This window comes from Pseudomonas sp. K2I15 (genome assembly GCF_002204795.1).
GTDB lineage: Bacteria > Pseudomonadota > Gammaproteobacteria > Pseudomonadales > Pseudomonadaceae > Aquipseudomonas.
In genome coordinates, this window is sequence record NZ_NIXO01000012.1 from 1 (window position 1) to 26934 (window position 26934).

27 protein-coding genes are annotated in these 26934 nt (G+C 60.4%); 5 read left to right on the plus strand and 22 right to left on the minus strand.

What is annotated here, in order from left to right; all coding sequences use genetic code 11:
* Positions 1–231: 231 nt before the first annotated feature.
* From CEC48_RS10085 to CEC48_RS10110, 6 genes are read right to left on the minus strand one after another with little or no spacing between them, the layout of a single operon-like run.
* Entirely contained in the window at positions 232–1629 is a 1398-nt protein-coding gene (locus CEC48_RS10085) for a sigma-54 dependent transcriptional regulator (protein ID WP_088423603.1), read from the minus strand.
* On the minus strand, positions 1619–3397 hold the full coding sequence (locus tag CEC48_RS10090; protein ID WP_088423604.1) for a HAMP domain-containing sensor histidine kinase: 1779 nt from the start codon (positions 3395–3397) through the stop codon (positions 1619–1621). The genes CEC48_RS10085 and CEC48_RS10090 overlap by 11 nt, the downstream gene beginning before the upstream one ends.
* Positions 3397–4521 carry a GNAT family N-acetyltransferase gene (locus CEC48_RS10095; protein WP_088423605.1) on the minus strand — a complete coding sequence of 375 codons (1125 nt, stop codon included), beginning with the start codon at positions 4519–4521 and terminating at the stop codon, positions 3397–3399. Before CEC48_RS10095 ends, CEC48_RS10090 begins: the two co-directional genes overlap by 1 nt.
* A 52-nt stretch (positions 4522–4573) precedes the next feature.
* On the minus strand, positions 4574–5461 hold the full coding sequence (locus CEC48_RS10100; RefSeq protein WP_088423606.1) for a carboxylesterase: 888 nt from the start codon (positions 5459–5461) through the stop codon (positions 4574–4576).
* Positions 5458–6852: an aspartate aminotransferase family protein gene (locus CEC48_RS10105; RefSeq protein ID WP_088423607.1), complete on the minus strand. Its 1395-nt coding sequence runs from the start codon at positions 6850–6852 to the stop codon at positions 5458–5460. Before CEC48_RS10105 ends, CEC48_RS10100 begins: the two co-directional genes overlap by 4 nt.
* Positions 6845–7549 carry an MtnX-like HAD-IB family phosphatase gene (locus tag CEC48_RS10110; RefSeq protein WP_088423608.1) on the minus strand — a complete coding sequence of 235 codons (705 nt, stop codon included), beginning with the start codon at positions 7547–7549 and terminating at the stop codon, positions 6845–6847. Before CEC48_RS10110 ends, CEC48_RS10105 begins: the two co-directional genes overlap by 8 nt.
* Before the next feature lie 229 nt (positions 7550–7778).
* Here CEC48_RS10110 and CEC48_RS10115 point away from each other — a divergent pair, with 229 nt between their 5' ends.
* Positions 7779–8549 carry a MipA/OmpV family protein gene (locus CEC48_RS10115; protein WP_088423609.1) on the plus strand — a complete coding sequence of 257 codons (771 nt, stop codon included), beginning with the start codon at positions 7779–7781 and terminating at the stop codon, positions 8547–8549.
* Positions 8550–8637: 88 nt separating this feature from the next.
* Here CEC48_RS10115 and CEC48_RS10120 read toward each other — a convergent pair whose 3' ends face one another.
* Positions 8638–9420 carry a class I SAM-dependent methyltransferase gene (locus CEC48_RS10120; protein ID WP_088423610.1) on the minus strand — a complete coding sequence of 261 codons (783 nt, stop codon included), beginning with the start codon at positions 9418–9420 and terminating at the stop codon, positions 8638–8640.
* A gap of 96 nt (positions 9421–9516) precedes the next feature.
* Here CEC48_RS10120 and CEC48_RS10125 point away from each other — a divergent pair, with 96 nt between their 5' ends.
* Positions 9517–10137: an energy transducer TonB gene (locus CEC48_RS10125; RefSeq protein WP_088423611.1), complete on the plus strand. Its 621-nt coding sequence runs from the start codon at positions 9517–9519 to the stop codon at positions 10135–10137.
* A 3-nt stretch (positions 10138–10140) separates the two neighbouring features.
* Here the strand turns inward: CEC48_RS10125 and CEC48_RS10130 are convergent, their stop codons facing one another.
* From CEC48_RS10130 to ppc, 7 genes are all read right to left on the minus strand, one after another.
* A complete protein-coding gene (locus CEC48_RS10130; RefSeq protein WP_088423612.1) occupies positions 10141–10839 on the minus strand; it encodes an extensin family protein in 699 nt (232 codons plus the stop codon).
* Positions 10840–10845: 6 nt separating this feature from the next.
* Positions 10846–11673, minus strand: a complete 828-nt coding sequence (locus CEC48_RS10135) for an oxaloacetate decarboxylase (protein ID WP_088423613.1) — start codon at positions 11671–11673, stop codon at positions 10846–10848.
* A gap of 27 nt (positions 11674–11700) precedes the next feature.
* Complete coding sequence (locus tag CEC48_RS10140) at positions 11701–12561, minus strand: DUF72 domain-containing protein (RefSeq protein ID WP_088423614.1); 861 nt, start codon at positions 12559–12561, stop codon at positions 11701–11703.
* Positions 12561–12872: a hypothetical protein gene (locus CEC48_RS10145; protein ID WP_088423615.1), complete on the minus strand. Its 312-nt coding sequence runs from the start codon at positions 12870–12872 to the stop codon at positions 12561–12563. Before CEC48_RS10145 ends, CEC48_RS10140 begins: the two co-directional genes overlap by 1 nt.
* A gap of 160 nt (positions 12873–13032) precedes the next feature.
* Positions 13033–13719 carry a tRNA (adenosine(37)-N6)-threonylcarbamoyltransferase complex dimerization subunit type 1 TsaB gene (gene tsaB, locus CEC48_RS10150; protein ID WP_088423616.1) on the minus strand — a complete coding sequence of 229 codons (687 nt, stop codon included), beginning with the start codon at positions 13717–13719 and terminating at the stop codon, positions 13033–13035.
* An 89-nt stretch (positions 13720–13808) separates the two neighbouring features.
* Positions 13809–14456 (minus strand): adenylate kinase, encoded by a 648-nt coding sequence (adk, locus tag CEC48_RS10155; protein WP_088423617.1) that lies wholly within the window; start codon positions 14454–14456, stop codon positions 13809–13811.
* 268 nt (positions 14457–14724) lie between these two features.
* On the minus strand, positions 14725–17370 hold the full coding sequence (gene ppc, locus CEC48_RS10160; RefSeq protein ID WP_088423618.1) for a phosphoenolpyruvate carboxylase: 2646 nt from the start codon (positions 17368–17370) through the stop codon (positions 14725–14727).
* A gap of 187 nt (positions 17371–17557) precedes the next feature.
* Between ppc and CEC48_RS10165 the strand changes: the two genes are divergently transcribed.
* The 3 genes from CEC48_RS10165 (at position 17558) to CEC48_RS10175 (ending at position 19457) form a co-directional block, all read left to right on the plus strand.
* Positions 17558–17902: a hypothetical protein gene (locus tag CEC48_RS10165; protein ID WP_010176787.1), complete on the plus strand. Its 345-nt coding sequence runs from the start codon at positions 17558–17560 to the stop codon at positions 17900–17902.
* Between the two features lie 300 nt (positions 17903–18202).
* A complete protein-coding gene (locus CEC48_RS10170; RefSeq protein WP_371917757.1) occupies positions 18203–18616 on the plus strand; it encodes a DUF4398 domain-containing protein in 414 nt (137 codons plus the stop codon).
* A gap of 55 nt (positions 18617–18671) precedes the next feature.
* A complete protein-coding gene (locus CEC48_RS10175) occupies positions 18672–19457 on the plus strand; it encodes an OmpA family protein (protein WP_088423620.1) in 786 nt (261 codons plus the stop codon).
* Between the two features lie 96 nt (positions 19458–19553).
* Here the strand turns inward: CEC48_RS10175 and CEC48_RS30985 are convergent, their stop codons facing one another.
* The 8 genes from CEC48_RS30985 to prfB all read right to left on the minus strand — a co-directional run bounded on the left by CEC48_RS30985 (position 19554) and on the right by prfB (position 26695).
* Positions 19554–19847 (minus strand): hypothetical protein, encoded by a 294-nt coding sequence (locus CEC48_RS30985; RefSeq protein WP_141099661.1) that lies wholly within the window; start codon positions 19845–19847, stop codon positions 19554–19556.
* A gap of 35 nt (positions 19848–19882) precedes the next feature.
* A complete protein-coding gene (locus CEC48_RS10180) occupies positions 19883–20209 on the minus strand; it encodes a hypothetical protein (protein ID WP_088423621.1) in 327 nt (108 codons plus the stop codon).
* A complete protein-coding gene (locus CEC48_RS10185; protein ID WP_088423622.1) occupies positions 20206–21111 on the minus strand; it encodes an alpha/beta hydrolase in 906 nt (301 codons plus the stop codon). Before CEC48_RS10185 ends, CEC48_RS10180 begins: the two co-directional genes overlap by 4 nt.
* 175 nt (positions 21112–21286) lie before the next feature.
* Positions 21287–22564, minus strand: coding sequence for a flavohemoglobin expression-modulating QEGLA motif protein (locus CEC48_RS10190; protein ID WP_088423623.1), 1278 nt, complete (start codon positions 22562–22564; stop codon positions 21287–21289).
* 21 nt (positions 22565–22585) lie between these two features.
* Entirely contained in the window at positions 22586–23134 is a 549-nt protein-coding gene (locus CEC48_RS10195; protein WP_088423624.1) for a hypothetical protein, read from the minus strand.
* Between the two features lie 16 nt (positions 23135–23150).
* Positions 23151–23867 (minus strand): TetR/AcrR family transcriptional regulator, encoded by a 717-nt coding sequence (locus CEC48_RS10200; protein WP_023659125.1) that lies wholly within the window; start codon positions 23865–23867, stop codon positions 23151–23153.
* Between the two features lie 151 nt (positions 23868–24018).
* Positions 24019–25521, minus strand: coding sequence for a lysine--tRNA ligase (gene lysS / locus CEC48_RS10205; protein WP_088423625.1), 1503 nt, complete (start codon positions 25519–25521; stop codon positions 24019–24021).
* A gap of 78 nt (positions 25522–25599) precedes the next feature.
* Positions 25600–26695 (minus strand): peptide chain release factor 2 gene (gene prfB / locus CEC48_RS10210; protein WP_141099662.1). Its coding sequence is split into 2 segments (ribosomal slippage): positions 25600–26622 and positions 26624–26695, totalling 1095 coding nucleotides; the frame shifts between segments, so codons are not numbered across the junction.
* Positions 26696–26934 lie beyond the last annotated feature (239 nt).

A 26934-nucleotide genomic window follows, 5' to 3' on the forward strand; every position in this document is an offset into this window, starting at 1 on the left:
CGGGCTGTTTGACGTTTATTTTTGCCATCATTTTTTGCGAACGATCGACGTGAAACAGCCTGATTACGGTTCATAATGTGTCAACCATGTCCCCGCACATGTGTCCACCATGTGTCCGGTCCGTACACGCTTTTGCAAAGTGACCCGCTGTAAGAGCGGAACCCTAAGTTGCCGTTACCTAAATAACGGATATGTACTCAGCCACAACTGATCAGCGCTGCCTCAGCCCTCTCACCGAACGATCTTGTCCACCTGAATCCCCAACTTCTTCAACCGGTACCAAAAGCTGCGCTCGGAAATCCCGATCTTCTGGGCTGCTGCTGCCTGCACCCCGTTGCTCTCCTGCAACGCGGCCATGATGTACGCCTTCTCCACCTCGGCCAGCGCCGCGTCCAGATCGTGCGGCACACCCGGCCCGTTGCTGAGTATCACGCCCACCCCATCCTCAGCCGGTTTGGAGGCAAACAGATACGCCGGCAAATCAATGTCCTCAATCACCGGCGTCGCCGCGACAATCGTCGCGCGCTCCACACAATTTTGCAGCTCACGAATATTGCCCGGCCAGGAATACGCCGCCATCGCCTGCAACGCCTCGGGGCTGAAGCCGGTGATGCGCTTGCCAGCCGTCGCACTCAAGGTCTGGGCAAAATGGCGGGCCAGCGGTGCAATGTCTTCGACCCGCTCGCGCAGGGCCGGCAGAGGAATCGGAAATACGTTGAGGCGGTAGTAAAGGTCTTCACGAAACTCTTTGTTCGCTACCGCATCCAGCAGATTCTTGTTGGTGGCGGCGATCACCCGCACGTCCACCTTGCGCTCGCGCGGGTCGCCCACCGGCTCGATCACCCGCTCTTGCAAGGCCCGCAGGATTTTCGCCTGCAACGCCAACGGCATGTCACCCACTTCATCGAGAAACAACGTGCCTTTGTCGGCCTGCATGAAGCGCCCGACCCGGTCCGCCACGGCACCGGTGAAGGCGCCCTTGCGGTGGCCGAACATCTCGCTTTCCAGCAAGCCTTCGGGAATCGCCGCGCAGTTGACCGCCACAAACGGCTTGTCGGCGCGGTTGCCGTGTTTGTGGATGGCACGGGCGACCATCTCTTTGCCGGTGCCGCTTTCGCCCGTCAGCAGCACCGTGGCGTTGCTGTCGCGCACCGAGTCCACGGCGTGCAGCACCCGGCGAAACGCCGGGCTGTCGCCCACCAGGCTATCGAACTGCGCGTGTTCATCCAGCTCGGCGCGCATGCGCGCGTTGTCGCGCATGATGTCGCGAAACTGCAGGGCCTTGGCCACGGTGATGTCCAGCTCGTCGATATCGAACGGCTTGGCGATGTAGTCGTAGGCGCCGTTGCGCATCGATTGCACGGCGTTTTTCACGGTGCTGTAGGCGGTCATCACGATCACCGGCAGCTGCGGGTAGCGCACCTTGATCTCCGCCAGCAGCGCCGGCCCGTCCATGCCGGGCATGCGCCAGTCGCTGATCACCAGGTCGATGTCTTCCTGCTCCAGCACCTTGAGCGCATGCAGGCCGTTGCCGGCGGTAAACACCTGGATCCCGCTCTGGCTCAAGGCCGACGAGAGCAAATCACAGAGCTTGGGCTCGTCGTCGACTACCAATACGTTATGCGTCATCACCATCCTCATCATCGCCGTCGTCTGCACCCTGGGCCGGAATGTACAGGCTGAAGGTGGCGCCGGCATCTTTCTCGCTGACACATTCGATGCTGCCGTCATGACTTTCCATGATCGAGAAGACTTTGGCCAGACCCAAGCCCGTGCCCGAGGCCTTGGTGGTGACGAATGGTGTGAAGATGCGCTCCATCATGTCCGACGGAATACCCTCGCCGGTATCGGCAATGCTGATCACCGTGTTGCCGCCCACACTGTGGATGCCCAGCGTCAGGCGACCGCCTCCGGGCATGGCGTCGATGGCGTTGAGAATCAGGTTGAGGCAGGCCTGCTTGAGCTGCTTGGCATCGGCGTAAATCGTTGCGCCGGGAGCCTGGTCGTCAATTTGCGCGTCGATGTTATGGGTCGACAGCTCTGGCCCGCAGAAGCCGAGGATTTCTTCCACCACCGGCCGTGCCGCCTGCACCGTGCGCAACGGTGCGCTGGGTTTGGCGAAGTCGAGGAATTCGGTGATCAGGTCGTTGATCCGGCTGACTTCGCTGATCACGTATTCGAGGTGGCGCTTGTCCGTTTCCGGCAGATCGGCGCGGCGGTGCAGCAACTGGGTGGCGGTCTTGATAATGCCCAGTGGGTTGCGAATTTCGTGGGCCAGGCCCATGGCGACTTCGCCCAACGCATGCAGGCGGTCGCGGCGGCGCAGTTGCGCTTCCAGGTGATGCAACTCACCGAGGCGCTCGGTCATGTGGTTGAAGGTGCTGCTCAGTTGCGCCAGTTCGTCACCGCCGCTGACCGCCACGCGGTGCTGATAGTTACCCGAGATCACCGCGCTGACGCCTTCGGACAAATCCCGCAGCGGCCGGGTCAGGCGTTGGGACACCAACATGCCGGCGCCCAGGGACAATGCCGAGCTGAGCAGGAAGATCAACACGAACAGGTTGCTCTGGTTCACCAGGCCCACCAGGCTGGTGTGCCGCAGCAAGCCACTGAAAATCACCCCTTGCAGCTCGCCGGCATCGTTGAATATCGGCCAGTACAAACCGCTGTAGTTACTGGTGAACTGTTCGCTGGGCTGCTTGGTGCTGCGCAGCGCGGCTTCGATACTCGACGGAATCCGGTTGGGGTGATCGACGAAGCGCTGGGTGGAGAAAATCTCCGAGAAACCGCTGGGGTTGGCCAGGTACAAACGCAGGTCGAGGGAATGCACGTCGGCCACGCTGGTCAGGAAACTGCTGTCCAGGTACGTGGCCACCAGCAGTTGATAGTCGACGCCGTCCTCGCTGGTCTCAAAAGTGGACACCACCACACCGGTAGTCACGCCCGCCACCTGGACGGTCTGCAACACCGCATTACTCGCCAGGTTGATTTGCTTGACGATGTCGTCGGCAGCCGTAGTGAAGACAATTTTGTGGTCACTGCTGCGGATCAGCGCAACCACGTCGATGTCGGTGGCGGCAGCAATGTCGGCGGTCAGTTTGTCGTGCTTGGCGGCCTGGCGCGACGACGGCGGCTTGGTGTAGCGCAGGAACAGTTGGGCGACCCGGGCGTTGTCGTGGAGGATGTCGCCAATCTCGTCCTTGACGATCTTGGTCGACTCCTGCAGCCAGATACGCACGTTGCTGTCGAAGATCTGCGACAACGTCGTCGCCGCCAGCTCCGCCGCGATCATCGTCGGAATCACCGTGACCAGCCAGAACGCCAACACCAGCTTGCGCTGGACGCTCCAACGCGAAATGGCAAAGGGGCGGGCTTTTTGGCGGGTCTTGTTGATCATCAGGTTTCGCTTATCGCAGCAGCCATGGCAGGGTCGGATCGATCCGGTCGAAGAAACACTTTTGCAACGAACAGCGCACGGTTGACCAGCCAGTTACGGTGGCGGAAAAACATGCTGTTGCCCTGGAACTCGCAGCCCAGCAGCAACTTGCTGGCATAGCCGGCCTGACCACACTCATATAACGCAATATCGTTGCGAATACAGTAGTCGACATTGGTTAACCAACTGCGCACGGCCAGGCTGTACTCACGGCTGTAATCAATGTCTTCACCGAAAAACTTGTCAATCAGGCGATCCTGGTTCAGCAGGATCAGGTTGAACGCCACCAGTTGCTCGTCCACCCAATAAAGCACACAGACCGCACGTTCTTGCAGCTGTTCAAGGATACCGGTGAAATAGTCCGCCGGCAGTCGTTCGAACTGCAAATCGGAGCGTTCCAGGGTGGCCTCATACAACGTCATGATTCGCGGCAGTACGTCGTCGATATTACGTCGCCACTCAACACGCGGGCCCGGCGCACGCAGTTTGCGGCGCAGGTCTTTGCGGGTGGCTTTGTCCAGGGAACCCAGGTAGGCGTCCACTGAACCAAAAGGGATCGGCAATAATGCCGTCGGCAGGCTGGGCATGCTCTGAAAGCCCGCGCCAAGGCAGCTGTTTGACCAGCCTTCATCCTTGGTCGGTGCGTCCTTGACCGCCACCAGCCCAACGCCGAACACATCGGCATCCTGGCGCGCAGCGGCGAGCAACTGCGCAAGCAATGCCTGGCGCCCTGATTCGGGAACGTGGCTGGCGATACCCGCATTGCACTGTTCTGCCACCGGCGAGCCGATGGCATACAGGCCCAACTTCAAAACACCCGGCCACAGTCGCTCCAGGCGCTCGGTAAAGCGCTTACCCATGCCCGACACGGTCGTGTCGAGGCGATAACGCGTGATGAACGCGGGTGCGACCGCCACCAGCGTTGCATCGTCAAACACCGCGAGGTAGCGCCATTGAAAGTCATCAATGGCGGCGTTTTCCACGGCCACGTAATAGTCCCAATCCTCCAGGGCACCGGGAAAACAGTCGTTCCAGGCACTGCGTTCGATGGCCCGAATGGTCGAAAAGGCTTGGGCGATAATCACAACGTTTCCTTGTAGGAGCGAGCTTGCTCGCGAAAAACTCAAGCGCGCCGCGTTAAACCAGACAGAACGCGTGTTCGTTCACGTCCTTCGCGAGCAAGCTCGCTCCTACAGGAACAGCGTGTTGTTCGACAAACTCGGCGCTCAGTTCGATCACACGACGGTACTGCAGGTCGACGGTGATCATGTGGTAGCAGTTGTCCAGCAGGATCTTGGTCACGGGGCCGCCGAGGTGGCGTTCCACGTAATCGGCGTTCCAGCGGCTGGTGATGTCATCCTCGATGGAATGCAGTACCAGGGCTGGGGTCTTGATCGATGGCATGAGTTTCTTCACCACGGCGTTCATCCAGTGCAACTCGCGCACCGTGACGCCCTCCATGGTCAATAGCCCCGCCTGGCTGCTCTCCCCTTCCTTCATCTGCCGCTCGACGATGGCCCGAAGGCGCTCGTTCTTGATGCCGTAGGGCGGTTTTTCAGTGAAGCGGAACAGGCGCACACCGAAGGGAATACGGATCAGCAAGGGCGTGATGAACGCCATCTTGTTGATGCTCCAGCCGTCGTACTTCAAGGTGGTGGAGTACATCAACAAGCCAGCGACCTGGCCGGGGAACTGCGACGCCACGTACATCGACATCACCGCGCCCATCGACAAACCGCCGACAAACACCTGCTCGTGGCGCTGTTTCACCGCCACGAACGTCTTGCGCACGCCTTCGTACCAGTCCTGCCAGCCGGTGGCTTGCAGGTCGCTGTTGTCCCCGCAGTGCCCGGCCAGGGTCGGCACGTACACCGTGCAGTTGCCGACTTTGGCCAAGCCCTGGGCCACCCGACGGAGTTCCGTCGGGGTGCCCGTCAGGCCGTGGATCAACAGGATCCCGATCGGACCGCTACCGAGAACGAAGCCGGCATCACCTTCACCGAGGTCGATCTCGTGCAGGTTCACCGTTTGGTCGCCCGCACAAGCAGTTGCTCGAGCAGTTTCAGGCCCAGGTCGATTTCCGGGTAGCTGATTTCCAGCGACGGTGCCAGGGTGATCACGTTTTTGTAGTAGCCGCCCACGTCGAGGATCAGGCCGAGTTTCTGACCGTCAACCACCATGTCCCCCTTCATGCCTTCCTCGACCATGTAGTCCAGGGTGGCCTTGTCCGGGGTGAAGCCGTCCGGGCCGCAGATTTCGCAGCGCAGGGCCAGGCCCAGGCCATCGACGTCGCCGATGATCGGGAAGCGTTTTTGCAGCTCTTGCAGGCCGGCCAGGAAGTATTTGCCCTTGGCCATGACCATCGCGCCGTAGTCGACTTCGCTGGTCATCTTGAACATTTCCAGGCCTACCGCAGTACCCAATGGGTTTGAGGCGAAGGTGGAGTGAGTGGAGCCTGGCGGGAAGATTTTCGGGTTGATCAACTCTTCCTTGGCCCAGATGCCGCCCAGCGGGTTCAGGCCGTTGGTCAGTGCCTTGCCGAAGACGATCACGTCAGGTTTGACGTCGAAGTGTTCGATCGACCACAGCTTGCCGGTACGCCAGAAGCCCATCTGGATTTCGTCAACGACCATCAGGATGCCGTGCTGGTCCAGGACCTGCTTCAGCTCGCTGTAGAAGTTCATCGGCGGGATCACGTAGCCGCCGGTGCCCTGGATCGGCTCGACGTAGAAGGCTGCGTATTCGCACTGGTTGGTTTTCGGGTCCCAAACGCCGTTGTATTCAGTTTCGAACAGACGGGCGAACTGCTGCACGCAGTGGCTGCCGTATTCTTCCTTGGTCATGCCTTTAGGGCCGCGGAAGTGGTACGGGAACGGGATGAAATTGGCACGCTCGCCGAAGTGGCCGTAGCGGCGACGGTAGCGGAAACTCGAAGTGATCGACGACGCGCCGAGGGTACGGCCGTGGTAGCCACCTTCGAAGGCGAACATCAGGCTCTTGCCGTTGGAAGCGTTACGCACCACTTTCAAGGAGTCTTCGATGGACTGCGAACCGCCGACGTTAAAGTGCACACGACCGTCGAGGCCGAATTTTTTCTTGGCGTCGACTGCGATCATTTCCGACAGCTCGATCTTGCCTTTGTGCAGGTACTGGCTGGCGATTTGCGGCAGGGTATCGATCTGCTGTTTCAGCGCGTTGTTCAGGCGTGGGTTGGCGTAACCGAAGTTAACGGCCGAGTACCACATTTGCAGGTCGAGATAAGCCTGGTCTTCGGTGTCCCACACGTAGGAGCCTTCGCAACGGCTGAAAATGCGCGGAGGGTCGATGTAGTGAACGGTGTCGCCGTAGGAGCAGTACTTGGCTTCTTTATCCAGAAGAACCTGGTCTTCTGCGCTGGCAATACGGATATCAGACATGGTGGAAGAGTTCCTGATTGTCGGAAGAGGTGCTGAAAGAATTGGCGTTGGCGGCGATGCCCTGAGGCAGCTTGGCCAGCAATGCAGGCAGTTCGGCAAAGGTGTCGAACCGCACGTAAGGGATGTTGTTGGTTTCGCAGTAGTCAGCCAGGCTGGCCTTGGCGAAGACGAAGTCGGCGGTGGAGGCCACACACATGTCGGACTTGCCGTCGCCGATCACCAGCACGCGCTTGTTGCGCGGGGTGGACTTGCACTTGCAGTTGCCGGAAGCAGCACGGCACGCATCGCTGGAATACGGAAAGTCGATGCGCCAGCTGTTCTGGTCGACCTGGCGCAGGCGGTTGGCGAGGATCGGCAGCAAGGTCACGTAGTTGCGCGACAGAATCCGCGCGATGCCTTGTTCGATGCCGTCGCTGACCACTTCAATGGAAGCGCCCAGGCCCATGACGTGGTCGACGAAGTCCGGGAAGTCCGGGTCGATCTCAACGCTGTCGAAGTAGGCCAGCAACTCGGCCGGGGTCGCCTTGATCAGCGCCAGTTGACGGCTCAGGCATTCGCGCGAACCGATGTGCCCATCCAGCCATTCCTGTTCGATGGTTTCCCACTCGGGGCCGGCGAAGCGTTGGAGGACGTTGTCGATAACGTCGGTGGGGGTGATGGTCCCGTCGAAGTCACACACGATATGCCAGTGGATCATCTGCATTTACCTATGAAGTAGGAACGCGCTGTTGCGCTTGCAGGGGATAGAGCATGGAGTGTGCCAAGTGCCTCTAACCCATATATTCCGGGGCTTATGTAGGTATTTCCTTACGGCTGTACCGGAACTGGCTACAATTTTTGTAGGTTGCTACAACCTAGATGAGTGCTTGCCTAAGGTCGGGTGTTTGCGCGTTCATGCGCGCATGTTCACAAAAGGAAATGGCTCCATGTTCAGGGTTACTTTTGCTGTATTCGCCGGTTTGCTGGGGCTGTGGGGCGTTTCAAACGCTGCGCTGGCAGACGGGATTACCGGTGAAGCGGGCGTGGGTGTCAGTTATCAGCCGCATGACCCGACGGGTAGCCGCTACGAAACGCAGCCTATTCCTTATTTCGATCTGGATTGGGGGAGTGTCAGCCTGGGTAGCGACGATGGGCTGACCTGGAGTGCCCTGAATACCCATGGTTTTACGGCCGGCCCTTACATCAATTACTTGCCGGGGCGGTCGGCGAACGGTTCGTTGCGGGGCTTGCGCGACGTTTCGGATATGGCGGAGATCGGGGGTTTTATTCAGTACGCTCCGGCTGAGTTTTGGCGAGTGTATGCGCAGGTGGGTCAGGCCGTGGGCGGTGGGCGTGATCAAAGTGGTGTGGTGGGTAAGCTCGGCGGTGAGTTGGGTTATCCGTTGGGCGGCGGCATTATCGGCAGCACCGGCTTGATGGCGCATTTTGCCGATGCGCGGCAGGCGCAGACGTTTTTTGGGGTGGATGCCAATGAGGCTGCGGCTTCGGGGTTTCGGCCTTATAACGCCAGTGCAGGGTTTCAGAACCTGACGTTGACGCAGAGTTTTGAGTTTCCCCTGGATGCGAAGTGGTCACTGTTGACCAGTGCCAGCTGGATTCACCTGGTGGGGTCGGCGGCTAATAGCAGCATCGTCAAGGAAACCGGGGATGTGAATCAGGGGCAGGTGCAGGGGGCTATCAGCTATAAGTTTGATTGAGCTGGGGGTGGGGCATATCCGTTTTGGGTGATTTTTGATATTGGTTCCGCTCTTACAGCGGCAACGGATATACACACCCAAACCAGCCTCAGGACTTCAGCGCCTTCTTCGGATAAATATCATACCGACTGGATTTCCCATCCAGCGCGTGACTTGGCTTGGGGCCGTCAATGCACGGCGCCTTGCGTGGACGCTTGACCACCACCCGGTGGCTGGCAAGTGCCAACGCAGCGGCGAGCAGCGCCGGTGCATCCGGATCATCCCCCACCAAAGGCCGAAACAACCGCATCTCCTTCTTCACCAACGCGGTCTTCTCCCGATGCGGAAACATCGGATCCAGATAAATCACCTGAGGCGGCTCCCCCTCCCAATTGCGCATCACCTCAATCGAATTGCCCTTGAGCAACCGCATCCGCGCCACAATCGGTGCCACCTCAAAATCCTCGGCCCCGCGCACCAATCCATCTTCCAGCAAAGCGCCAATCAACGGCTGCCGCTCAATCAGGCTCATCTCACACCCCAGGCTGGCCAGCACAAACGCATCCTTGCCCAACCCCGCCGTAGCGTCCAACACCCGCGGTCGCACGCCCTGAGCCACGCCCACCGCCTTGGCAATCATCTGCCCACTGCCACCACCATACAAACGCCGGTGCGCCGCACCACCTTCCACAAAATCCACCCGCACCGGCCCAGGCGCGTCAGGCCCCAGTTGCTGCAACTGCAACCCCTGCTCACCCACCTGCAAGGCAAAATCCGCCTCATCCAGCTGCAACGGCAACCCAAGCTGCTCGGCCCAGTGCTGGGCACGCGCCTGAAAAACTTCGGCCAAGGCCTCGACCCGAATGCGGCTGGCCGCTGGTTGTTCGCTCATCGGTGACTACGCTCAAAAATATTAAGGATCGGCGAAAAGCGGCCGATAAAAAAAAGGATCCGGCATTTTGCCAGAGCTGAGCGACGATCGAGAGAAATGTCAGACATTCCTTCGCTATTCACCGGTGTACTGCCGACCCACAACCACTTCGGCCTGCGCAATACCCAAGCGCTGGCCGGCGTCAGTCATGTGTGGCAGGACTTCTTCGCCCAGGCGTTGGCCGAACAGCTTGGCGACACGCCAGGCGCGCTCGCCAAGTCTGTGGCAAAGCCGGTAGATCCGTCGGTTGAACCGAGCGAAGGCAGTGACCTGCTGTCGCAGATCGTCACCCAGCGCGCGTGTGACGTGAAAGACACCGAAATAGCCCCGCCGGAACCGCTGTTCCTGCCCATCGCCGAATTCGAACTGCAACTGCTGCCACCGGCTCCGCCACCGTACCCGGCCGAAGAAGTGGTCGCCCAGCAAAAGCAGCAGAACTTCGAAAGTGGTTGGGTGCGCCCTATCGTCCTCACCGCCGGCCAACCAGTGCCTATTCCGGGCCCGGCGCCGCAACCACGGCCGCTGCACTTGCCAATTGCCGAGTTCGAACTGGACCTGCTGCCACCGCCGCCGCCGCCATTCCCGGCAGAAGAGCTGGTTGAGCAACAGAAAGCCCTGGACTTCGACAGCCGCTGGGCTCGCCCGCTGATCCTCCACAACCTGCGCCTGGCCGCCTGACCCTCAGCGACACACCCACCAACGCCCCATATCCACATGAAAGTGATTACGGTGGGCCGCGTTGTAATCCGGGCTCAACACCACGTTGAAATCCTTGCAGGCGCCATCGCGCACCTGACGCAGAAAACGCGCGCCCTCGCCCTCGCCCGGCCAATCCTTGAGCACATTGATGCTGCGCCCATCCGCCAGGCGAAACCCGGCGATATCCAACGCATTGGCCGACGCGTGCTGGCTGAGTCGCCCATCGGCGCGGTTGTAGATATTGCGACAGGCAAAGCTGCCCAGGTGATCGACCCGGGTCACCGCCTGGCCAAATACCGCCTGGGCCGCCGGTTGCAGGCTGTGGCGCTCGAACAGGGCGAAGGCCACGGCCAACGGGCAACTGGCGAGAAAGCTGCTGCTCAAGCCGACGTCTGCGCGTTGGACGCGCAAGGTGTTGCGCAATGGGCAAGCGGCATCAACGGGGCTGTCCGCCTGATGGCTGACCCGCAGCCCGGATGTTTTCAGCACCTGGTCACACAGCACGGGGTCATCCTGCAAGCGTCCCAGTTTGAATCGGGTCAACAGGTTCGGGCTTGCGCGCACGTCCAGCGGCGCCCACGGGTTCCACTCATCGGGCAGCGGCACCCAGCCACGCCACACGCCAACGAGCACACCACCTGCCAACACCAGCAGCACACCCAGCACCTTGAAGAAACGCACGACGCCTCAGCCTTTGAACAATTGATTGGCCTGGCTGAACGGCATCGAGCGCTCGGTGAAGGTAAACGTGCCCAGCTCATGAACCTCCTTGGCCGCCCTGAAGAATTCGCCATAAGCCGCCAGGGCCATGGCCGAGCCGACGCTGATGCGCTTGACGCCCATCTCGCTCAACTGCGCCACGCTGAGTTTCAGCGCACCGGACATCAAGATATTCACAGGCTTGGGCGCTACCGCCTTCACGACGGCCAACACTTCCTCGGCACTGCGCAAGGCCGGTGCATAGAGCACGTCGGCACCGGCTTCGGCGTAGGCCTGCAAGCGGCGGATGGTGTCGGGCAAATCCAGCCGGCCATGCAGGAGGTTTTCTGCGCGGGCGGTCAGGGTGAAGGGGAACGGCAAGCTGCGGGCCGCAGCAACGGCAGCTTCGACGCGCTCGACGGACAGATCAAACGGATAGATGGGGTCGACCACAATCCCGGTGGCGTCTTCGATGGAGCCACCGACAATCCCGGTGGCAGCAGCGCGCAGGATGGTCTCGGCGCAACCTTGCGGCGTGTCGCTGAAGCCGTTTTCCAGGTCGGCGGCGACGGGCAGAGAGGTTGCCTGGACGATCATCCCGGCATTGCCGAGGGTGTCTTCCAGGGACAACGCCCCTTCGGCATCCGGGCGGCCGAGGCTGAAGGCAAAGCCCGCGCTGGTGGTGGCCAGGGCTTCGAAACCCAGGCTGGCGAGCATTTTTGCGGAACCGGCATCCCAAGGATTGGGCATCACAAAGGCACGGTCACGCTCATGCAAGGCCTTGAAGGTTTCGGCGCGAAGGGTTTGGGCATCCATGACTGACTCCTGTCGGGAAAAGGAGCCTTAGAGTAACCCCAGTTGCTCCGCTTCGGGTTCTCTATGCAGCGTGGGCAATGCCGGCAAACCAGGCAACCGCGCCATCAACTTGTCATGAAAGCGCAGGGCCAGTTGGGCGGCCAGGCGATTGTCGGAAGTGTGAAGAAAGACGTAGGGCGTACGGCCCTCCTCGATCCAGCCGGCGACCTTTTCAATCCAGGGCACCAGGAACGGGTCATTGGCTTCCAGCTCCGGATGGCCAATAAAGCGCACCTGCGGAAACTGCGTCAGCGCCGCCGGGCGAGGCGGCACCTTGGGTTTTTTCGATTGGGCGTGCAGCACGGCTGCCGAGGTGGACGTGCAACTGAACAGCGCCCGCGGGTCCAGGCAGATGCGCTCGACACCGCGGTCTCGCAGCAAGCGGTTGAGGCTGCGCTCGGCGTCGCCCTTGGCAAAGAACTCCAAGTGGCGCACTTCCACCGCCAGCGGTCGCTCCAACCCGTCGATAAACCCGGCCAGCTCACCTAGGCGCTGCGGGGTAAAACTGGCCGGCAGTTGCAGCCACAACGGCGAAATACGCTCGCCCAACGGGCTCATCAACCCCAGAAAACTTTCCGCCGCCGGCAACTGCTCAATCAAGTTGCCGCTGTGGCTGATATCACCCGGAAACTTGGCGGTGAACCGAAAATGCTCGGGCATGATTTCAGCCCAGCGCTGCACGGTGGCGACGGAGGGGCGGGCATAGAACGTAGTGTTGCCCTCAACGGCGTTGAAGACTTGGGAATACAGGGCGAGGTAATCGCTGGAGCGTGCGTCGGCGGGATACAGGTAGTCGCGCCAGGCGTTTTCACTCCAGGACGGGCAACCAAGGTAGTAAGGCAGCAGCATCAGATATGGATATCGAGGCCCAGCACTTCCATATCCCATTCGACAAAGCCGGCGGTGGTCAGGTAGCTGGCCAGGGCCGTGGCGACGTTTTTGCTCATGGAGCGCGGGAAGACCATGTCTTGCTGACGGGCAGGAACACCGCTGATGCGTTCGCCGCCGGAGCCTTGGGAACGAGCAGAAACAGCCGTTGAGTCGGAGTGGACTTCAACAAAGTCGGGCGAGTCTTCGACGGAGTCGTCTACCGTCACGTTCGCCTTGCGAGGCTTACGCTTGAGGGGGTAGGACTGTGATGAAAAGCCGTCTATGCGCATACATGCGAACTCGGTATCGGTGATGGCATTTTAGTGGCGCTTTCCGTCGCGCGCAAATGCTCTGGTGATAACTAGAACACATAATTTGAAAAAGGTTTAAAAGCAGGGGCAAATTCTGACGATTGGCGTTTTTTAGCTGAAATTGCCCACATTTTTGACGTCAAATAATCCCGCGTTCGGCCTTGGTTTGCGCCACTTTATCGCGCAAGTACACGGGTGCCGCCTGATCGGCCGCAATCGCCTCGCCCCGCGCCCAGGCAAAGCGTGCCAGGGTCAGCAGGTCTTCGGCGTGGGGCAACATCCCGGCATCCTGGCCGGTAAGCGTAACGCCAATGCGTTCGCCGTAACCCCAGCCGGTGCCAGCACCGAACCAGTCGCCGCTGGCATCACCCGGCAAGGCCGCAGCTTCAGGCGGCAGTACGGCTTCAGCGCCGATCAGGCGCATCTCGCCAGCGGTTTCGCGGTAGCAGCCCCAATACACTTCGTCCATGCGCGCATCGATGGCGGCCGCGACCTGGCTTGCGCCGTGTTCGCGAAACGCCCGCTGCGCCAGCACCGCCAGGTTGGACACCGGCAATACCGGACGCTCCAGCGCAAACGCCAAGCCCTGGACCACACCAATGGCGATGCGCACACCGGTGAATGCGCCCGGGCCACGGCCGAACGCGATGGCGTCCACTGCCGACAAGGTGGTGCCCGCGTCCAGCAGCAATTGCTTGATCATCGGCAACAGCTTCTGCGCATGCAGGCGCGGGATCACCTCGTAGTGGCTCGTGACCTTGCCATCGTGCAGCAGGGCAACGGAGCAAGCTTCAGTCGCGGTGTCCAGGGCCAGCAAGGTGCTCATCGGTGTATGCATCCACGTTGAAAAAAAGTGCGTCAGTATAAACAACAACGGCCCGCAAGCGGGCCGTTGTCAATCAAACGGATGAACCATCAGCTCAACGCTTGCAGTACCTTGCCGGTGATGGACTCAACCGAGCCAACGCCTTCAATGTGGCTGTACTTCGGTTTGCCCTGGGCATCGGCCAGCTTCTGGTAGAAGTCCACCAGTGGCTTGGTCTGCGAATGGTAGACCGACAGGCGATGACGCACGGTTTCTTCGGTGTCGTCTTTGCGCTGTACCAGCTCTTCGCCGGTGACATCGTCCTTGCCGGCCACTTTCGGCGGGTTGTAGACGATGTGGTAAACGCGGCCCGAGGCTTCGTGAACACGACGACCGGCAATACGCTGCACGATCTCTTCGTCTTCAACGGCGATTTCCACCACGTTGTCCAGCTCGACGCCGGCCTTCACCAAGGCTTCAGCCTGGGGAATGGTGCGCGGGAAACCGTCGAACAGGAAACCGTTCTTGCAGTCGTCCTGGCTGATGCGTTCCTTGACCAGGTTGATGATCAAGTCATCGGAGACCAGGCCGCCGCTGTCCATCACGCTCTTGGCGATCAGGCCCAGCTCGGTGCCGGCCTTGACGGCCGCACGCAGCATGTCGCCGGTGGAGATTTGTGGAATGCCGAATTTTTCAGTGATGAACTTTGCCTGAGTACCTTTACCGGCCCCGGGAGCTCCCAGCAGAATGACGCGCATCGATGTGCTCCTCAATTTTTTATAGAGATGACGCTCGGATTCGCCGCGTGGGGCCAATCTCGGAAATTTTGGGTCCAGGCCGCACAAACGGCCAAAGGCTGATCAAGATACACAGCAGGCCCAAACCACACAAGCCGCCGAAAGTAGGAGAAACCCGCGCCGCGCTGGCTTTATAGGCGGGTGCAACCCTGACAGCAAAACGCCGGTCGCCAATTTTACGGCGACCGGCGCGGTGTGTCTGCAAGCTATTGAGAACACGCCATAAATGTCAGCCGGTGTTGCGCAAACCGGCCGCAATACCGGCCACAGACACCAGCAGCGCCTGTTCCAGAGGGCTGTCCTGTGCCGCTTCCTGCTGTCGCGAACGGGCCAGCAACTCGGCCTGCAACAGGTGCAACGGGTCCAGGTAGGTGTTGCGCAGGCGGATGAACTCAAGCGTATCGGGGCTATGGGCCAGCAGTTGCGACTGGCCAGTCAGGCCAAGCACCACGCTGCACGCCTGCGACAATAGGTCGCGTAAGTGCGCGCCCAATGGCAGCAGATCGGGCTGCACCAGACGCTCGTCATACAGGCGGGCAATGTCGGCGTCGGCCTTGGCCAGCACCATTTCCAGCATATCGATGCGGGTGCGGAAGAACGGCCACTGCTCGCGCATCTGCCCCAGCAACTCGCCTTCGCCGCGTTCCAGCGCCTTGCTCAATGCCGCTTCCCAACCGAGCCAGGCCGGCAGCATCAGGCGGGTTTGGGTCCAGCCGAAGATCCACGGGATCGCCCGCAGGCTCTCAATACCACCGGCCCGACGCTTGGCCGGGCGACTGCCCAGTGGCAAGCGTCCCAACTCCTGCTCCGGAGTGGATTGGCGGAAGTATTCGACAAATTGGGGATTTTCCCGCACCACGGCGCGGTAAGCACTTACGCCATCGGCAGCCAATTCGTCCATCAAGTGGCGCCACGCCGGTTCCGGTGGTGGCGGTGGCAACAAGGTCGCCTCCAGCACCGCCGCCAGGTACAGGTTGAGGTTTTGCTCGGCGATGTCCGGCAGGCCGAACTTGAAGCGGATCATCTCGCCTTGTTCAGTGGTGCGGAAACGCCCGGCCACCGAGCCTGGTGGCTGCGACAGAATCGCCGCGTGGGCCGGGCCGCCGCCACGGCCCACGGTGCCACCGCGACCGTGGAACAACAGCAGCTCGACTTGTTGTTCTCGGCAGATTTCCACCAACCGTTCCTGGGCCCGGTATTGCGCCCAGGCGGCGGCGGTGGTGCCCGCATCCTTGGCCGAATCCGAGTAGCCGATCATCACTTCCTGCGGGCCTTGCAGGCGCGCGCGATAGCCCGGCAACAGCAGCAGTTTCTCGATCACCGGGCCTGCGTTGTCCAGGTCCGCCAGGGTCTCGAACAATGGCACCACGCGCATCGGCCGCTGTACGCCGGACTCCTTGAGCAGCAATTGCACGGCCAGCACATCCGACGCGGCACCGGCCATGGAGATGACGTATGAGCCGAGGGATGCAGCAGGTGCGGCGGCGATTTCCTTACAGGTGTTCAGCACTTCGGCGGTGTCTGCCGAAGGTTTGAAGTAGCCCGGCAACAAGGGGCGGCGGTTGGCGAGTTCCTTCATCAGGAAGCTGATGCGCGCCTCTTCGTCCCAATCCTCATAACGGCCAAGGCCCAGGTAATCAGTGATTTCGGTCATGGCCGCGCAGTGACGGGACGAATCCTGACGCACGTCGAGGCGCACCAGGAACAGGCCAAACGTGACCGCCCGACGCAGGCAATCGAGCAGCGGCCCGTCGGCAATCACGCCCATGCCACAGGTGTGCAGCGACTCGTAGCACAGCTCCAGCGGGTCAAGCAGGTCGCGGTTGTTTTGCAGCACGTCGGCAGGCGCCGGGGTGGTCGTGGTCAACGAGGTATGGGCCCACTGGCGCGTAGCGCGCAGGCGTTCGCGCAGTTGCTTGAGCAGCGCGCGGTAAGGCTCAACGCTGTCACCCACCTTGGCCAACAACGCCGGGCTGGCTTGTTGCATCGACAGCTCAGAGGCCAGGTGGTCGATATCACGCAAGTACAGGTCGGCAGCCATCCAGCGCGCCAGCAGCAATACTTCGCGGGTGACTGGCGCGGTGACGTTGGGGTTGCCGTCGCGGTCGCCGCCCATCCAGGACGCGAAGCGAATCGGCGCGGCTTCCAGCGGCAAATGCAGGCCGGTGGCGGCGTGCAAGGCGTGATCGGCCTTGCGCAAATAGTTCGGGATAGCGTGCCACAGCGAATGCTCGATCACCGCAAAGCCCCACTTGGCTTCGTCTACCGGCGTGGGCCGGGTGCGGCGAATTTCTTCGGTGTGCCAGGCTTCGGCGATCAGGCGTTGCAGGCGATTGCGGATCTGCTCGCGCTCGGCGGTGGTGAGGTCGCGATGATCCTGCAGGGCCAGTTGTGCAGCGATGGCGTCGTATTTCTGGATCAACGTGCGGCGGGCAACTTCGGTGGGGTGCGCGGTAAGCACCAGTTCGATTTCCAGCCGGCCCAACTGGCGCGCCAGGGATTCGCTGCTGTGGCCTTCGCTCTGTAAACGTGCCAGCAGCTCCGGCAGTACCCGTGACTCAAACGGCGCAGGCGTCGATTCATCGCGGCGGTGGATCAACTGGTACTGCTCGGCGATGTTGGCCAGGTTGAGAAACTGGTTGAAGGCCCGCGCCACCGGCAGCAGTTCGTCTTCCTTGAGTTGATTGAGGCTGGCGCTCAGCTCTTCGCCGGCGACCTGCTCCGAAGCCGCGCCACGGCGGTCGGCCTTGGCGCCTTTACGGATCTGCTCGATCTTGTCGAGGAATTCATCGCCGTACTGCTCTCGAATCGTGTTGCCCAACAGCTCACCCAGCAGGTGAACATCCTCACGCAAACGTGCATCGATATCGCTCATCAGCCAATCTCCAGCAGAAAATCCGGGACGCTTTGATCTTCAAGAGTGCCGCCCACGGCGGCGTCTTACAAGGAACTTTAAACCTTGTGAGTTGCAGCTAGTCTCAACAGTAAGCCGCAGCGTTATCCGCGCTGGTCGGCTGGTCACTGATCATCGCCCGCCTACCGTGGGCTCTATTGAGGTTGCCATGAAAATCCGAGAACTGGCCCAGCATTGGGAAGAAAACGCCAAGGGTCGCCTGACCAAAACCGAATACGCCATTCACCTGGATGTAGAGGCCGCCGCCAGGCTGGCGGCGATCTCTGAAATGTACCCCAAACGCCATACCGAAGAACTGCTCGGTGAACTGATCGGCGCGGCCCTCGAAGAGCTGGAAGCGAGCTTTCCCTACATCAAGGGCAAACAGGTAATCGCCACCGATGAGGAAGGCGACCCGCTGTACGAAGACGTCGGCCCTACCCCACGCTTTCTCACGCTGTCACGGCGTTATCTGCACGATTTATCAGCTCAGTCCGACAAGCAAAAACACTAGTCAACCTCCGCTAAAAAAACCGCCACCCCCTGTATTCCGGGCCTCCCAGAGGCCCGGAATACCGCTGCGCATTGCGAAAGTTCCAACTTTTAAACACTGACCGTTCAGTCAAATATTTTTTTAGGCAAATCGCCATCTTCGCTGAACTATTCAAAAAAGCCTCCGGTCACAGCCAGTAAGCCATCACTTGGAACAGCCGTTTGAATAGGCGTCCTGAGCTTTGCCGCCGGGCCCCGCAGACACTGCAAACCGGAGATGGATTTGATGTTTTTCAGGAGTTACCCAATGGAGTTGAAGACGATGAAGACCAGCACTGCCAAAACCACGTTTAACCACCTGCGCGGGCTTAAATTGGCCGCGCTGGCAATCGGCACCAGCTTCGTACTGGCTGGCTGCGCCGGCAACCCGCCGACCGAGCAATACGCGGTGACCCAATCTGCGGTGAACAGTGCCGTCAGCGCCGGTGGTACCGAGTACGCAGCCGTGGAAATGAAGTCGGCTCAGGACAAACTGAAACAAGCCGAAATCGCCATGCACGACAAGAACTATGACGAGGCCCGTCGCCTGTCCGAACAAGCCGAGTGGGACGCTCGCGTAGCAGAGCGTAAAGCCCAGGCTGCCAAGGCCGAACTGGCTGTGAAGGATTCCCAGAAAGCTGTTCAGGAGCTGCGTCAGGAAGGCATGCGCCCGGCTGTGATCAAGCCACAGCAATAAGCCGCTACCCCTGACTGCATTGCACCCGAAACCGAATTGAAAGGACGACACGACTATGCGTAAACAATTGATGATCCCTGCCCTGCTGGCGATGAGCGTTGCTCTGGCGGCGTGCTCCACCCCGCCGAACCAGAACCTCGAAAGCGCACGGACCAACTTCTCGGCCCTGCAAGCCAACCCGCAAGCCACCAAAGTAGCGGCGCTGGAAACCAAAGACGCCAGCGACTGGCTGGACAAGGCTGACAAAGCCTACCGCGACAAGGAAGACCAGAAGAAAGTCGACCAACTGGCCTACCTGACCAACCAGCGTGTTGAAGTGGCCAAGGACACCATCGTCCTGCGTGAGTCCGAAGCCAAGCTGAAAAACGCCGGCGACGAACGTGCCCGCGCCCTGCTGGAAGCCCGTGACGCGCAGATCAAGCAACTGCAAGACAGCTTGAACGCCAAGCAGACTGATCGCGGCACGCTGGTGACCTTTGGTGACGTGCTGTTCGCGACCAACAAGTCGGATCTGAAGTCCAGCGGCCTGGTGAACATCACCAAGCTGGCGCAGTTCCTGCGCGATAACCCGGACCGTAAAGTGATTGTTGAAGGCTACACCGACAGCACCGGTTCCGACTCGTACAACCAGAGCCTGTCCGAGCGCCGTGCCGCTTCCGTACAGCGCGCACTGGCCAACCAGGGTGTGGATATCTCGCGTATCGTGACCGTAGGCTATGGCAAGGAATACCCGGTTGCCGATAACACCAGCGTTTCGGGCCGTGCCATGAACCGCCGCGTTGAAGTGACCATCTCCAACGACAACCAGCCGGTCAAGCCGCGTTCGTCGATGGCCAACTGATCGACTGATGCACCATAAAGAACCCCGCCTATTGGCGGGGTTCTTGGTTTGGAGGTACCTGTGGATCAAAGCGATATCCCCAGGGTTTTCACACACTCAAAACTGAATCTGCCCGCCACCACCGTTGCCAGCCTGCGAACCTTGCCCTTGGCCTTGGCCTTGGCCGCTTTGTTGCTCGGCTTGCATCAGCAATTTCTTGAGCAATTCCAACAGATCCTCTCCGCCTGCGCCTTGGCCAGCCACTGCTTGGGGAGAACCTGAATCCTGAATCCCCTGAGTGCCAAAATTGCCACCCACTGGATAAGATGAATCATTAACTCGCATATAGATGACTCCACAATAAGTAACCGAATCAGCGACGCTGACCAGTTTGAAATCTGTGGTAATCAATCCAGAATAGTTCCAGCGTTGCTCACACCCCTTTCTTACTGCTCCAGTTGCGGCGTTTCCTGCCCCAAGCACCGCACCGCCTGTTTCTTGTTATTCACCAGCACGCCACTCAGGCCTTTCTGCTCGGTGTCGAACATCACCAGCACGCCATCGACGCACTGCGCAACCTGGGCGGCCGGCGTCAGGGAGATTTTGTAGTCTTCGCCCGGCACGGTCTTGAGCATGGTGAAGTCGCTGAGCAGCAACGCATCCTCAGGCTTGGCGAAGTGCAAATAGCCGTAGTACCACAGGCAGCCGACGGTGCCGATGATGGTGCCGATGCCAGTGAGGATCAGGGGGATCATGTTGCGTTCTTCGCTCATTGCGGGTTCTCTGCGTTGGAGTTCGGGGCCGTCGGGTAATTGGGGATTTCCCCCAGGCGGCGCAGCCCGTTGAAATGCTGAGGGTCATCGAGGTAGCGCAGCATCACGGTTTGCCAGGTCTTGTCGGCAAAGGTCTGCACGTGGCCACCCCGGGTCAGTTGCAACACCCTTGGTGGCGGCGCAGCTTGATACAGGCGAATGCCGTTCGATAGCGGCACGATCGGATCATCCAGGCTGTGGAATAACAATTTCGGCACGCCGGTCAGCCGGGGCATGGCGTTGATCGCACTGTCGGCGTCCGGCACCAGCCACGACAACGGCACCTGGAACGGCCATGTTAGCCAAGAGGTGCTCAGTGCGAATTGTCCTACGTCACGATAACTGGCCGGCACACCGTCGAGCACCAGCGCCTTGAGCTGCGGCTGACGTTCGGGATGCGCCGCCAGATAGTGCACCACCAGCGCGCCGCCCAGGCTTTGGCCCAGCACGATCAACGGCTGGCCCTGGGTTTCGGGGGCGTTGTCGATCCACTTGAAGGCCGCGTCGATGTCCTGGTAAACCGCCGGCAGCGAAGGTTCGCCTTCGGACAGGCCGTAACCGCGATAGTCCAGCAGCAGTACTTGATAGCCCTGCTCCGGCAGCCACCAACTGCCGCCGAGGTGCCAGGCGAGATTGCCGCCGTTGCCGTGCAGGTGCAGCACCGTGCCTTTGAGTGGCACGCCGGCCTTGGCCGGTAGCCACCAGGCGTGCAGCTTGAGGCCATCGGCGGTGGTCAGCGTGACATCACGGTATTGCAGGTGGGCCTTTTCCGGAGTGAACGGCAAGCCGCGCTCGGGGTAAAACAGCAGGGAGCTGCAGCCGTTAAGGGCCAGTAGCAGGCAAAGAATGCCGAGGATTCTCATCCGTTGAAGCCTCGTGAATGGGTTGGGAACGATCCTGAAGACCTATGGAGATCAAAGGTGGGAGCGGGCTTGCTCGCGAATGCGGTGGGTCAGTAAACACATCTGTTGCTGGTACACCGCTTTCGCGAGCAAGCCCGCTCCCACATTTTGACCCGGTTCCTTCAAGGGAAATCCCTCAGAGGATATTGGAGTAATCCGCCTCGATCCGGTCCAGGCTCAAATGGTTGAGGAAGTTGGAGAAACACATCCACGCCGCCAACGCATTCATGTCGCGGAACTGCTCCGGCAGGTATTTGGGTGGCACCACCAGGCCTTCATCCACCAGTTGGCGCAGGGTGCGCATGTCTTCCAGGGTGGTCTTGCCGCAGAACAGCAGCGGCACTTGTTCAAGCTTGCCTTTGCGCACCGCCAACTGAATGTAGTTGTAAACCATGATAAAGCCCTTGAGGTAGGACAAATCCTTGGTAAACGGCAGACCCGTAGGCGTCGACCCACGGAAAACCCGGCTGGCGTTGCCGTAGCTTTCCGCCATTTCAAAACCCTGCTCGCGGAAGAACTCAAACACCTGCAGGAAGTCGGCGCCCTGCTCCACCATATGGATGGCGCGGGTGCGGTTGGTCAGCTTGCGCAAGCGGCTGGGGTAGGAGGCGAAGGTGATGATTTCCATCAAAATCGCCAGGCCTTCCTGGGTCACCGTCGACGAGGGCGGGCCCTTGGACAGGAAGGTGCAGATCGGCTGGTTCTGGCCATTGAGGGTGGTGCCCACATGCACCAGGCCTTCATGGACTTCCAGGGCGCGCACGTCGCGGTCGTTGAACATCGCGTCAGCGCGGATCTTGATGTAGTCGGCGCCCGCCGCCGCGTCCGCCACGATACCGTCAGACTCGAACACCCGAATGGTTTCCTCGGCCTCACCAAACACCTTGTTCAAGCGGCTTTGCAGCAGGTTGACGGCGTCCTTGGCGGTCAGGGTCTTGGCTTCGTCCTTGAGGTCGCCACGGCCATCGATATTGTTCAGGTAGTCCGACATCATCAGGCCGAGGTCGGCCAGGGTCGGGTCACCGGCGTGGAACGCATCGGAGGCGGCGCCGTACAGCTCTTGGGAAATCAGGCCGAAATCCTCGGTGCCGCGCGCTTCAAGCATGCGCACCACCATGCGGTATTCCTTGCACATGCGCCGCATGATCTGCCCGACCGGGTTGAACTGGCCGAGCTGGCGGGTGATGTCACGCTCGATGTTCTGGAACTCCAGCTTCACCGCGCTGGAATCGAACGACAATGGCCGGGTCAGGTAGTAGTCGCGGTTTACCGCCGGCATTTCCTTGCCCTTGGCCTTGAGGAATCCCTGGCGAATGTTCTCGTCCCACTTCACAGCGTCGAGGACGCGAATCGGTGTTTGCGCCAGCACAATGCGATCGGACAACGTGCGTATCGTCTGCTGGTAATCGTCCACCCGGTGCTTCCTCTTTAAACATTATTTGCCCGCGCGCTGGTAGCGCACGGCTTCGACGAACACGTCGGCATTGGCCGGGTCATCCAGGTAGGCAAACACCCGGGCCATGGGGCTGTCGACCAGCACACCGGCGCCTTCGACGGTTTCGACGGTGCTGCCGCTCAAGGTCTTCTGGCCTATGGCCTGGTGGATCTGATCCAGGTCGAGGTTGTAGACCACCAGTTCGTGTTCATCATTCAATTCGAACCCGGCGAGGATGTAATGCCCGCCGAACCTGGCCGGCAACGGCGCCGACAAATACCAGCGGCTGCCATGTCGGGAAACCGTGAACAGGTATTCATCACGCTGGCCCGGCTTGGCTTTAGGGTAGCTCACGGCTTTGTAGCGGTGCTCACCCACGCGGCTGATTTGCAGGTTGAGCGGCTCGCCCCAGGCATTTTTGCTGGCCCATTTGCCCAACAGGGCATCCGGCGCAGCCTCACTGGCCGGCAGTGGGTCCTTGAAGGTCACCAGGCAACCGCTGAGCAACAGGAACGACAAGGCGATCACAACGACACGCCAGGCTTTCATTGGACACTCCCCTGTGTCAGACCGAAGCCAACACCAAATGCATGTAACGCTTGAGGATCTCAAGCATTTCTTCGCTGGTCAGCGGCTCTGCACCGCCCAGCAGGCCCTGATATTCCATCCGACCGATAATCGCCGTCAACACTTTGGCATCCTGTTGCGGTTCGCGCGAACCCAATACCTGGAAAAACTGGCAAGTGCCCTGCAGCAGGATTTGCTGGTGTGAGCGCACCAACTCGGCCAGGCGCGGGTTCAACAGCGCTTCCTGGCGAAAGGCCTGCTCGGCCATCAGGTGCTCCCGGCGGTTGAGCAATTGGCGCTGCACGTAATCAGCGGTCAGGCGCGCGATATCATCGGCCAGTTGCGAGCGCGACTGTGGGCTGCCGTCGCCATAAGCGACCATCTCCCGCAGCAGCCCTTCATTACGTACCCACAACTTGCCCATGAACGCGGCGCTGCGCTCCACGTATTGGGCGAAGGTGTCGGTAAGCAGGTCGTCGATGTCCTTGAAGTAATAGGTGGTGGCCGACAACGGCACGCCGGCCTCGGCCGCCACCGCGCGGTGACGCACGGCACGCACGCCTTCACGCACGACGATGCGCATCGCCGCATCGAGAATGTCCTGCCTGCGTTGCTCACTGCCCCGGCGACTGGCCTTGCGGCCCTGGTACTGAACGCTTTCAGCCACGGCAGCGGCAATGCCGGCAGCACCCTTTTGAGCCATTACGCGGTTCACGACGGTTCTTCCTTTCAGGGTGACGCAGAGCGTCACGGGCTGCATTCCCACGCGGAGCGTGGGAACGATAACCTGGCGCTGTTTGCTTGACGCTTATAGACGCCACATAAAAAAGCCGCCTTATAAAAGGCGGCTTCGGATTTTGCTACGGTTACGCTTGTGGCCGCATGTGCGGGAACAAGATCACGTCACGGATCGACGGCGAGTTGGTCAACAACATCACCAACCGGTCGATGCCGATACCTTCACCGGCGGTAGGCGGCATGCCGTATTCCAGGGCGCGTACGAAGTCGGCGTCGTAGTGCATCGCCTCGTCATCACCAGCGTCCTTGTCAGCCACCTGGGCCATGAAGCGCTCGGCCTGGTCTTCCGCGTCGTTCAGCTCGGAGTAGGCGTTGGCGATTTCGCGCCCGCCGATGAACAGCTCGAAACGGTCGGTGACGTTCGCGTTGTCATCGTTGCGACGGGCCAGCGGCGAGACTTCGAACGGGTACTGGGTAATGAAGTGCGGCTGTTCCAGCTTGTGCTCCACCAGCTCTTCGAAAATCATCACCTGCAATTTGCCCAGGCCTTCGAAGCCCAGCACCTTGGCGCCGGCTTTCTTGGCGATGGCGCGAGCCTTGTCGATGTCGGTCAGGTCGCCGGCGGTCAGCTCAGGGTTGTACTTGAGGATCGAATCGAACACCGACAGGCGCACGAACGGCTCGCCGAAGTGGAACACCTTGTCGCCGTAAGGCACGTCGGTGGTACCCAGAACCAGCTGCGCCAGCTCGCGGAACAGTTCTTCGGTCAGGTCCATGTTGTCTTCGTAGTCGGCGTAAGCCTGGTAGAACTCCAACATGGTGAATTCAGGGTTGTGACGAGTCGAAACGCCTTCGTTACGGAAGTTGCGGTTGATCTCGAACACTTTTTCGAAGCCGCCAACCACCAGGCGCTTGAGGTACAGCTCTGGCGCGATACGCAGGTACATGCCCATGTCCAGCGCGTTGTGGTGGGTTTCGAAAGGCTTGGCTGCAGCGCCACCGGGGATGGTTTGCAGCATCGGCGTTTCCACTTCCAGGAAGTCACGCTTCATCAGGAAGGCGCGGGTGTGGGCAATCACTTGCGAACGCACGCGGAAGGTGTGGCGCACGTCTTCGTTGACGATCAGGTCAACGTAGCGCTGGCGATAACGCTGCTCGGTGTCGGACAGGCCGTGGTGCTTGTCCGGCAGCGGGCGCAGGGATTTGGTCAGCAGGCGCACGCTGGTCATTTCAACGTACAGGTCGCCCTTGCCGGAACGGGCCAGGGTACCAACGGCCGCAATGATGTCGCCCAGGTCCCAGGTTTTCACCGCGGCCAGGGTTTCTTCCGGCAAGGTCTTGCGGTTGACGTAGACCTGGATGCGGCCGGACATGTCCTGGATCACCATGAACGAGCCACGGTTGAGCATGATGCGACCTGCCACCTTGACCGGGATCGCAGCCTCTGCCAGCTCTTCCTTGGTCTTGTCCGCGTACTGTTTCTGCAAGTCTTCGCAGTAAGCGTCGCGACGGAAGTCGTTGGGGAAGGCGTTGCCCTTGGCGCGCTCGGCAGCAAGCTTTTCCTTGCGCAGGGCGATCAGGGAGTTTTCTTCCTGTTGCAGGGCTTGCGGGTCGAGTTGTTGGTCGCTCATGTCTTTAAATTTTCCATCAGGTTCGTTGTCCCAGGCGTAGGCCGGGGATCGCCGGCAAGCCGGCTCCTACAGAGTTTTTTACAAGCCAGATTTCAGGCTGGCTTCCAGGTATTCGTCGATGTCGCCGTCGAGCACCTTGTCGCAGTCGCTGCGTTCGATGTTAGTGCGCAGATCCTTGATCCGCGACGCATCGAGCACATACGAACGGATCTGGTGACCCCAGCCGATATCCGACTTGGTGTCTTCCAGCGCTTGGGACGCGGCGTTGCGCTTCTGCATTTCCTGCTCGTACAACTTGGCCCGCAGCATTTTCATGGCGGTGTCCTTGTTCGCGTGCTGGGAACGTTCGTTCTGGCAGCTGACCACGGTGTTGGTCGGTACGTGGGTAATCCGTACGGCCGAGTCGGTGGTGTTTACGTGCTGGCCACCGGCACCGGAGGAGCGGTAGGTGTCGATCCGCAGGTCTGCCGGGTTGATCTCGATTTCCACCTTGTCATCGATCTCTGGCGAGACGAAAACCGCAGAGAACGAGGTGTGGCGACGGTTGCCGGAGTCGAACGGGCTCTTGCGCACCAGGCGGTGAACACCGATCTCGGTACGCAGCCAGCCAAAGGCGTATTCGCCCTTGATGTGCACGGTCGCACCTTTGATGCCAGCCACTTCACCGGCCGACAGCTCCATGATGGTGGCGTCGAAACCGCGTTTGTCGGCCCAGCGCAGGTACATGCGCAACAGGATGTTGGCCCAGTCTTGGGCTTCGGTGCCGCCGGAACCGGCCTGGATATCCAGGTAGGCGTTGTTCGGGTCCATTTCGTGGCTGAACATGCGGCGGAATTCGAGTTTGGCGAGGTTCTCTTCGAGACGGGCCAGCTCGGCGACGATATCGCCCACTGCGCCTTCGTCGTCTTCTTCTACGGCCATGTCCAGCAGGTCACGGCAATCGCCCAGACCGGTGTTCAATTCGTCGAGGGTCTCGACGATCTGCGCCAGCGCAGCGCGCTCGCGGCCCAGTTCCTGGGCGTATTCAGGTTTGTTCCAGACAGCCGGATCTTCAAGCTCGCGATTGACTTCGGTCAGACGCTCATGCTTTTGATCGTAGTCAAAGATACCCCCGAATAGTTTCGGAGCGCTCGGACAGGTCCTTGATGGTGTTAAGGATCGGGTTGATTTCCATGGCGGGCAGCACTCGTTGGCGAACTTTTGAAAGCCGACGAGTATAACGACAAACGGCTGGTAACGGCAGTCCGCTTGGCCGAAAAGGCAGGGTTGCATCAGCAAGTGCGAGTTCAAGAGAACCCTGTGGCGAGGGAGCTTGCTCCCGCTGGGCTGCGCAGCAGCCCCTTGCGACGTCGTGGTGGTGTGTCAGGCAGTACTCGGTGGCTGATTTGGGGCTGCTTCGCAGCCCAGCGGGAG

What these genes read in the sequence shown, in the direction of transcription:
- CEC48_RS10170 (WP_371917757.1), top strand. Translation starts at nt 18,203, where the DNA reads ATGAAGACCAGCACTGCCAAAACCACGTTTAACCACCTGCGCGGGCTT.
- CEC48_RS10180 (WP_088423621.1), bottom strand. Translation starts at nt 20,209, where the DNA reads ATGAGCGAAGAACGCAACATGATCCCCCTGATCCTCACTGGCATCGGC.
- CEC48_RS10145 (WP_088423615.1), bottom strand. Translation starts at nt 12,872, where the DNA reads ATGCGCATAGACGGCTTTTCATCACAGTCCTACCCCCTCAAGCGTAAG.
- CEC48_RS10140 (WP_088423614.1), bottom strand. Translation starts at nt 12,561, where the DNA reads ATGCTGCTGCCTTACTACCTTGGTTGCCCGTCCTGGAGTGAAAACGCC.
- CEC48_RS10195 (WP_088423624.1), bottom strand. Translation starts at nt 23,134, where the DNA reads ATGAAAGCCTGGCGTGTCGTTGTGATCGCCTTGTCGTTCCTGTTGCTC.
- CEC48_RS10135 (WP_088423613.1), bottom strand. Translation starts at nt 11,673, where the DNA reads ATGGATGCCCAAACCCTTCGCGCCGAAACCTTCAAGGCCTTGCATGAG.
- CEC48_RS10090 (WP_088423604.1), bottom strand. Translation starts at nt 3,397, where the DNA reads ATGATCAACAAGACCCGCCAAAAAGCCCGCCCCTTTGCCATTTCGCGT.
- lysS (WP_088423625.1), bottom strand. Translation starts at nt 25,521, where the DNA reads ATGAGCGACCAACAACTCGACCCGCAAGCCCTGCAACAGGAAGAAAAC.
- CEC48_RS10165 (WP_010176787.1), top strand. Translation starts at nt 17,558, where the DNA reads ATGAAAATCCGAGAACTGGCCCAGCATTGGGAAGAAAACGCCAAGGGT.
- ppc (WP_088423618.1), bottom strand. Translation starts at nt 17,370, where the DNA reads ATGAGCGATATCGATGCACGTTTGCGTGAGGATGTTCACCTGCTGGGT.
- tsaB (WP_088423616.1), bottom strand. Translation starts at nt 13,719, where the DNA reads ATGAGCACCTTGCTGGCCCTGGACACCGCGACTGAAGCTTGCTCCGTT.
- CEC48_RS10110 (WP_088423608.1), bottom strand. Translation starts at nt 7,549, where the DNA reads ATGATCCACTGGCATATCGTGTGTGACTTCGACGGGACCATCACCCCC.
- CEC48_RS10125 (WP_088423611.1), top strand. Translation starts at nt 9,517, where the DNA reads ATGTCAGACATTCCTTCGCTATTCACCGGTGTACTGCCGACCCACAAC.
- CEC48_RS10175 (WP_088423620.1), top strand. Translation starts at nt 18,672, where the DNA reads ATGCGTAAACAATTGATGATCCCTGCCCTGCTGGCGATGAGCGTTGCT.
- CEC48_RS10185 (WP_088423622.1), bottom strand. Translation starts at nt 21,111, where the DNA reads ATGAGAATCCTCGGCATTCTTTGCCTGCTACTGGCCCTTAACGGCTGC.
- CEC48_RS10085 (WP_088423603.1), bottom strand. Translation starts at nt 1,629, where the DNA reads ATGACGCATAACGTATTGGTAGTCGACGACGAGCCCAAGCTCTGTGAT.
- CEC48_RS10120 (WP_088423610.1), bottom strand. Translation starts at nt 9,420, where the DNA reads ATGAGCGAACAACCAGCGGCCAGCCGCATTCGGGTCGAGGCCTTGGCC.
- CEC48_RS10115 (WP_088423609.1), top strand. Translation starts at nt 7,779, where the DNA reads ATGTTCAGGGTTACTTTTGCTGTATTCGCCGGTTTGCTGGGGCTGTGG.
- CEC48_RS10105 (WP_088423607.1), bottom strand. Translation starts at nt 6,852, where the DNA reads ATGTCTGATATCCGTATTGCCAGCGCAGAAGACCAGGTTCTTCTGGAT.
- adk (WP_088423617.1), bottom strand. Translation starts at nt 14,456, where the DNA reads ATGCGCGTCATTCTGCTGGGAGCTCCCGGGGCCGGTAAAGGTACTCAG.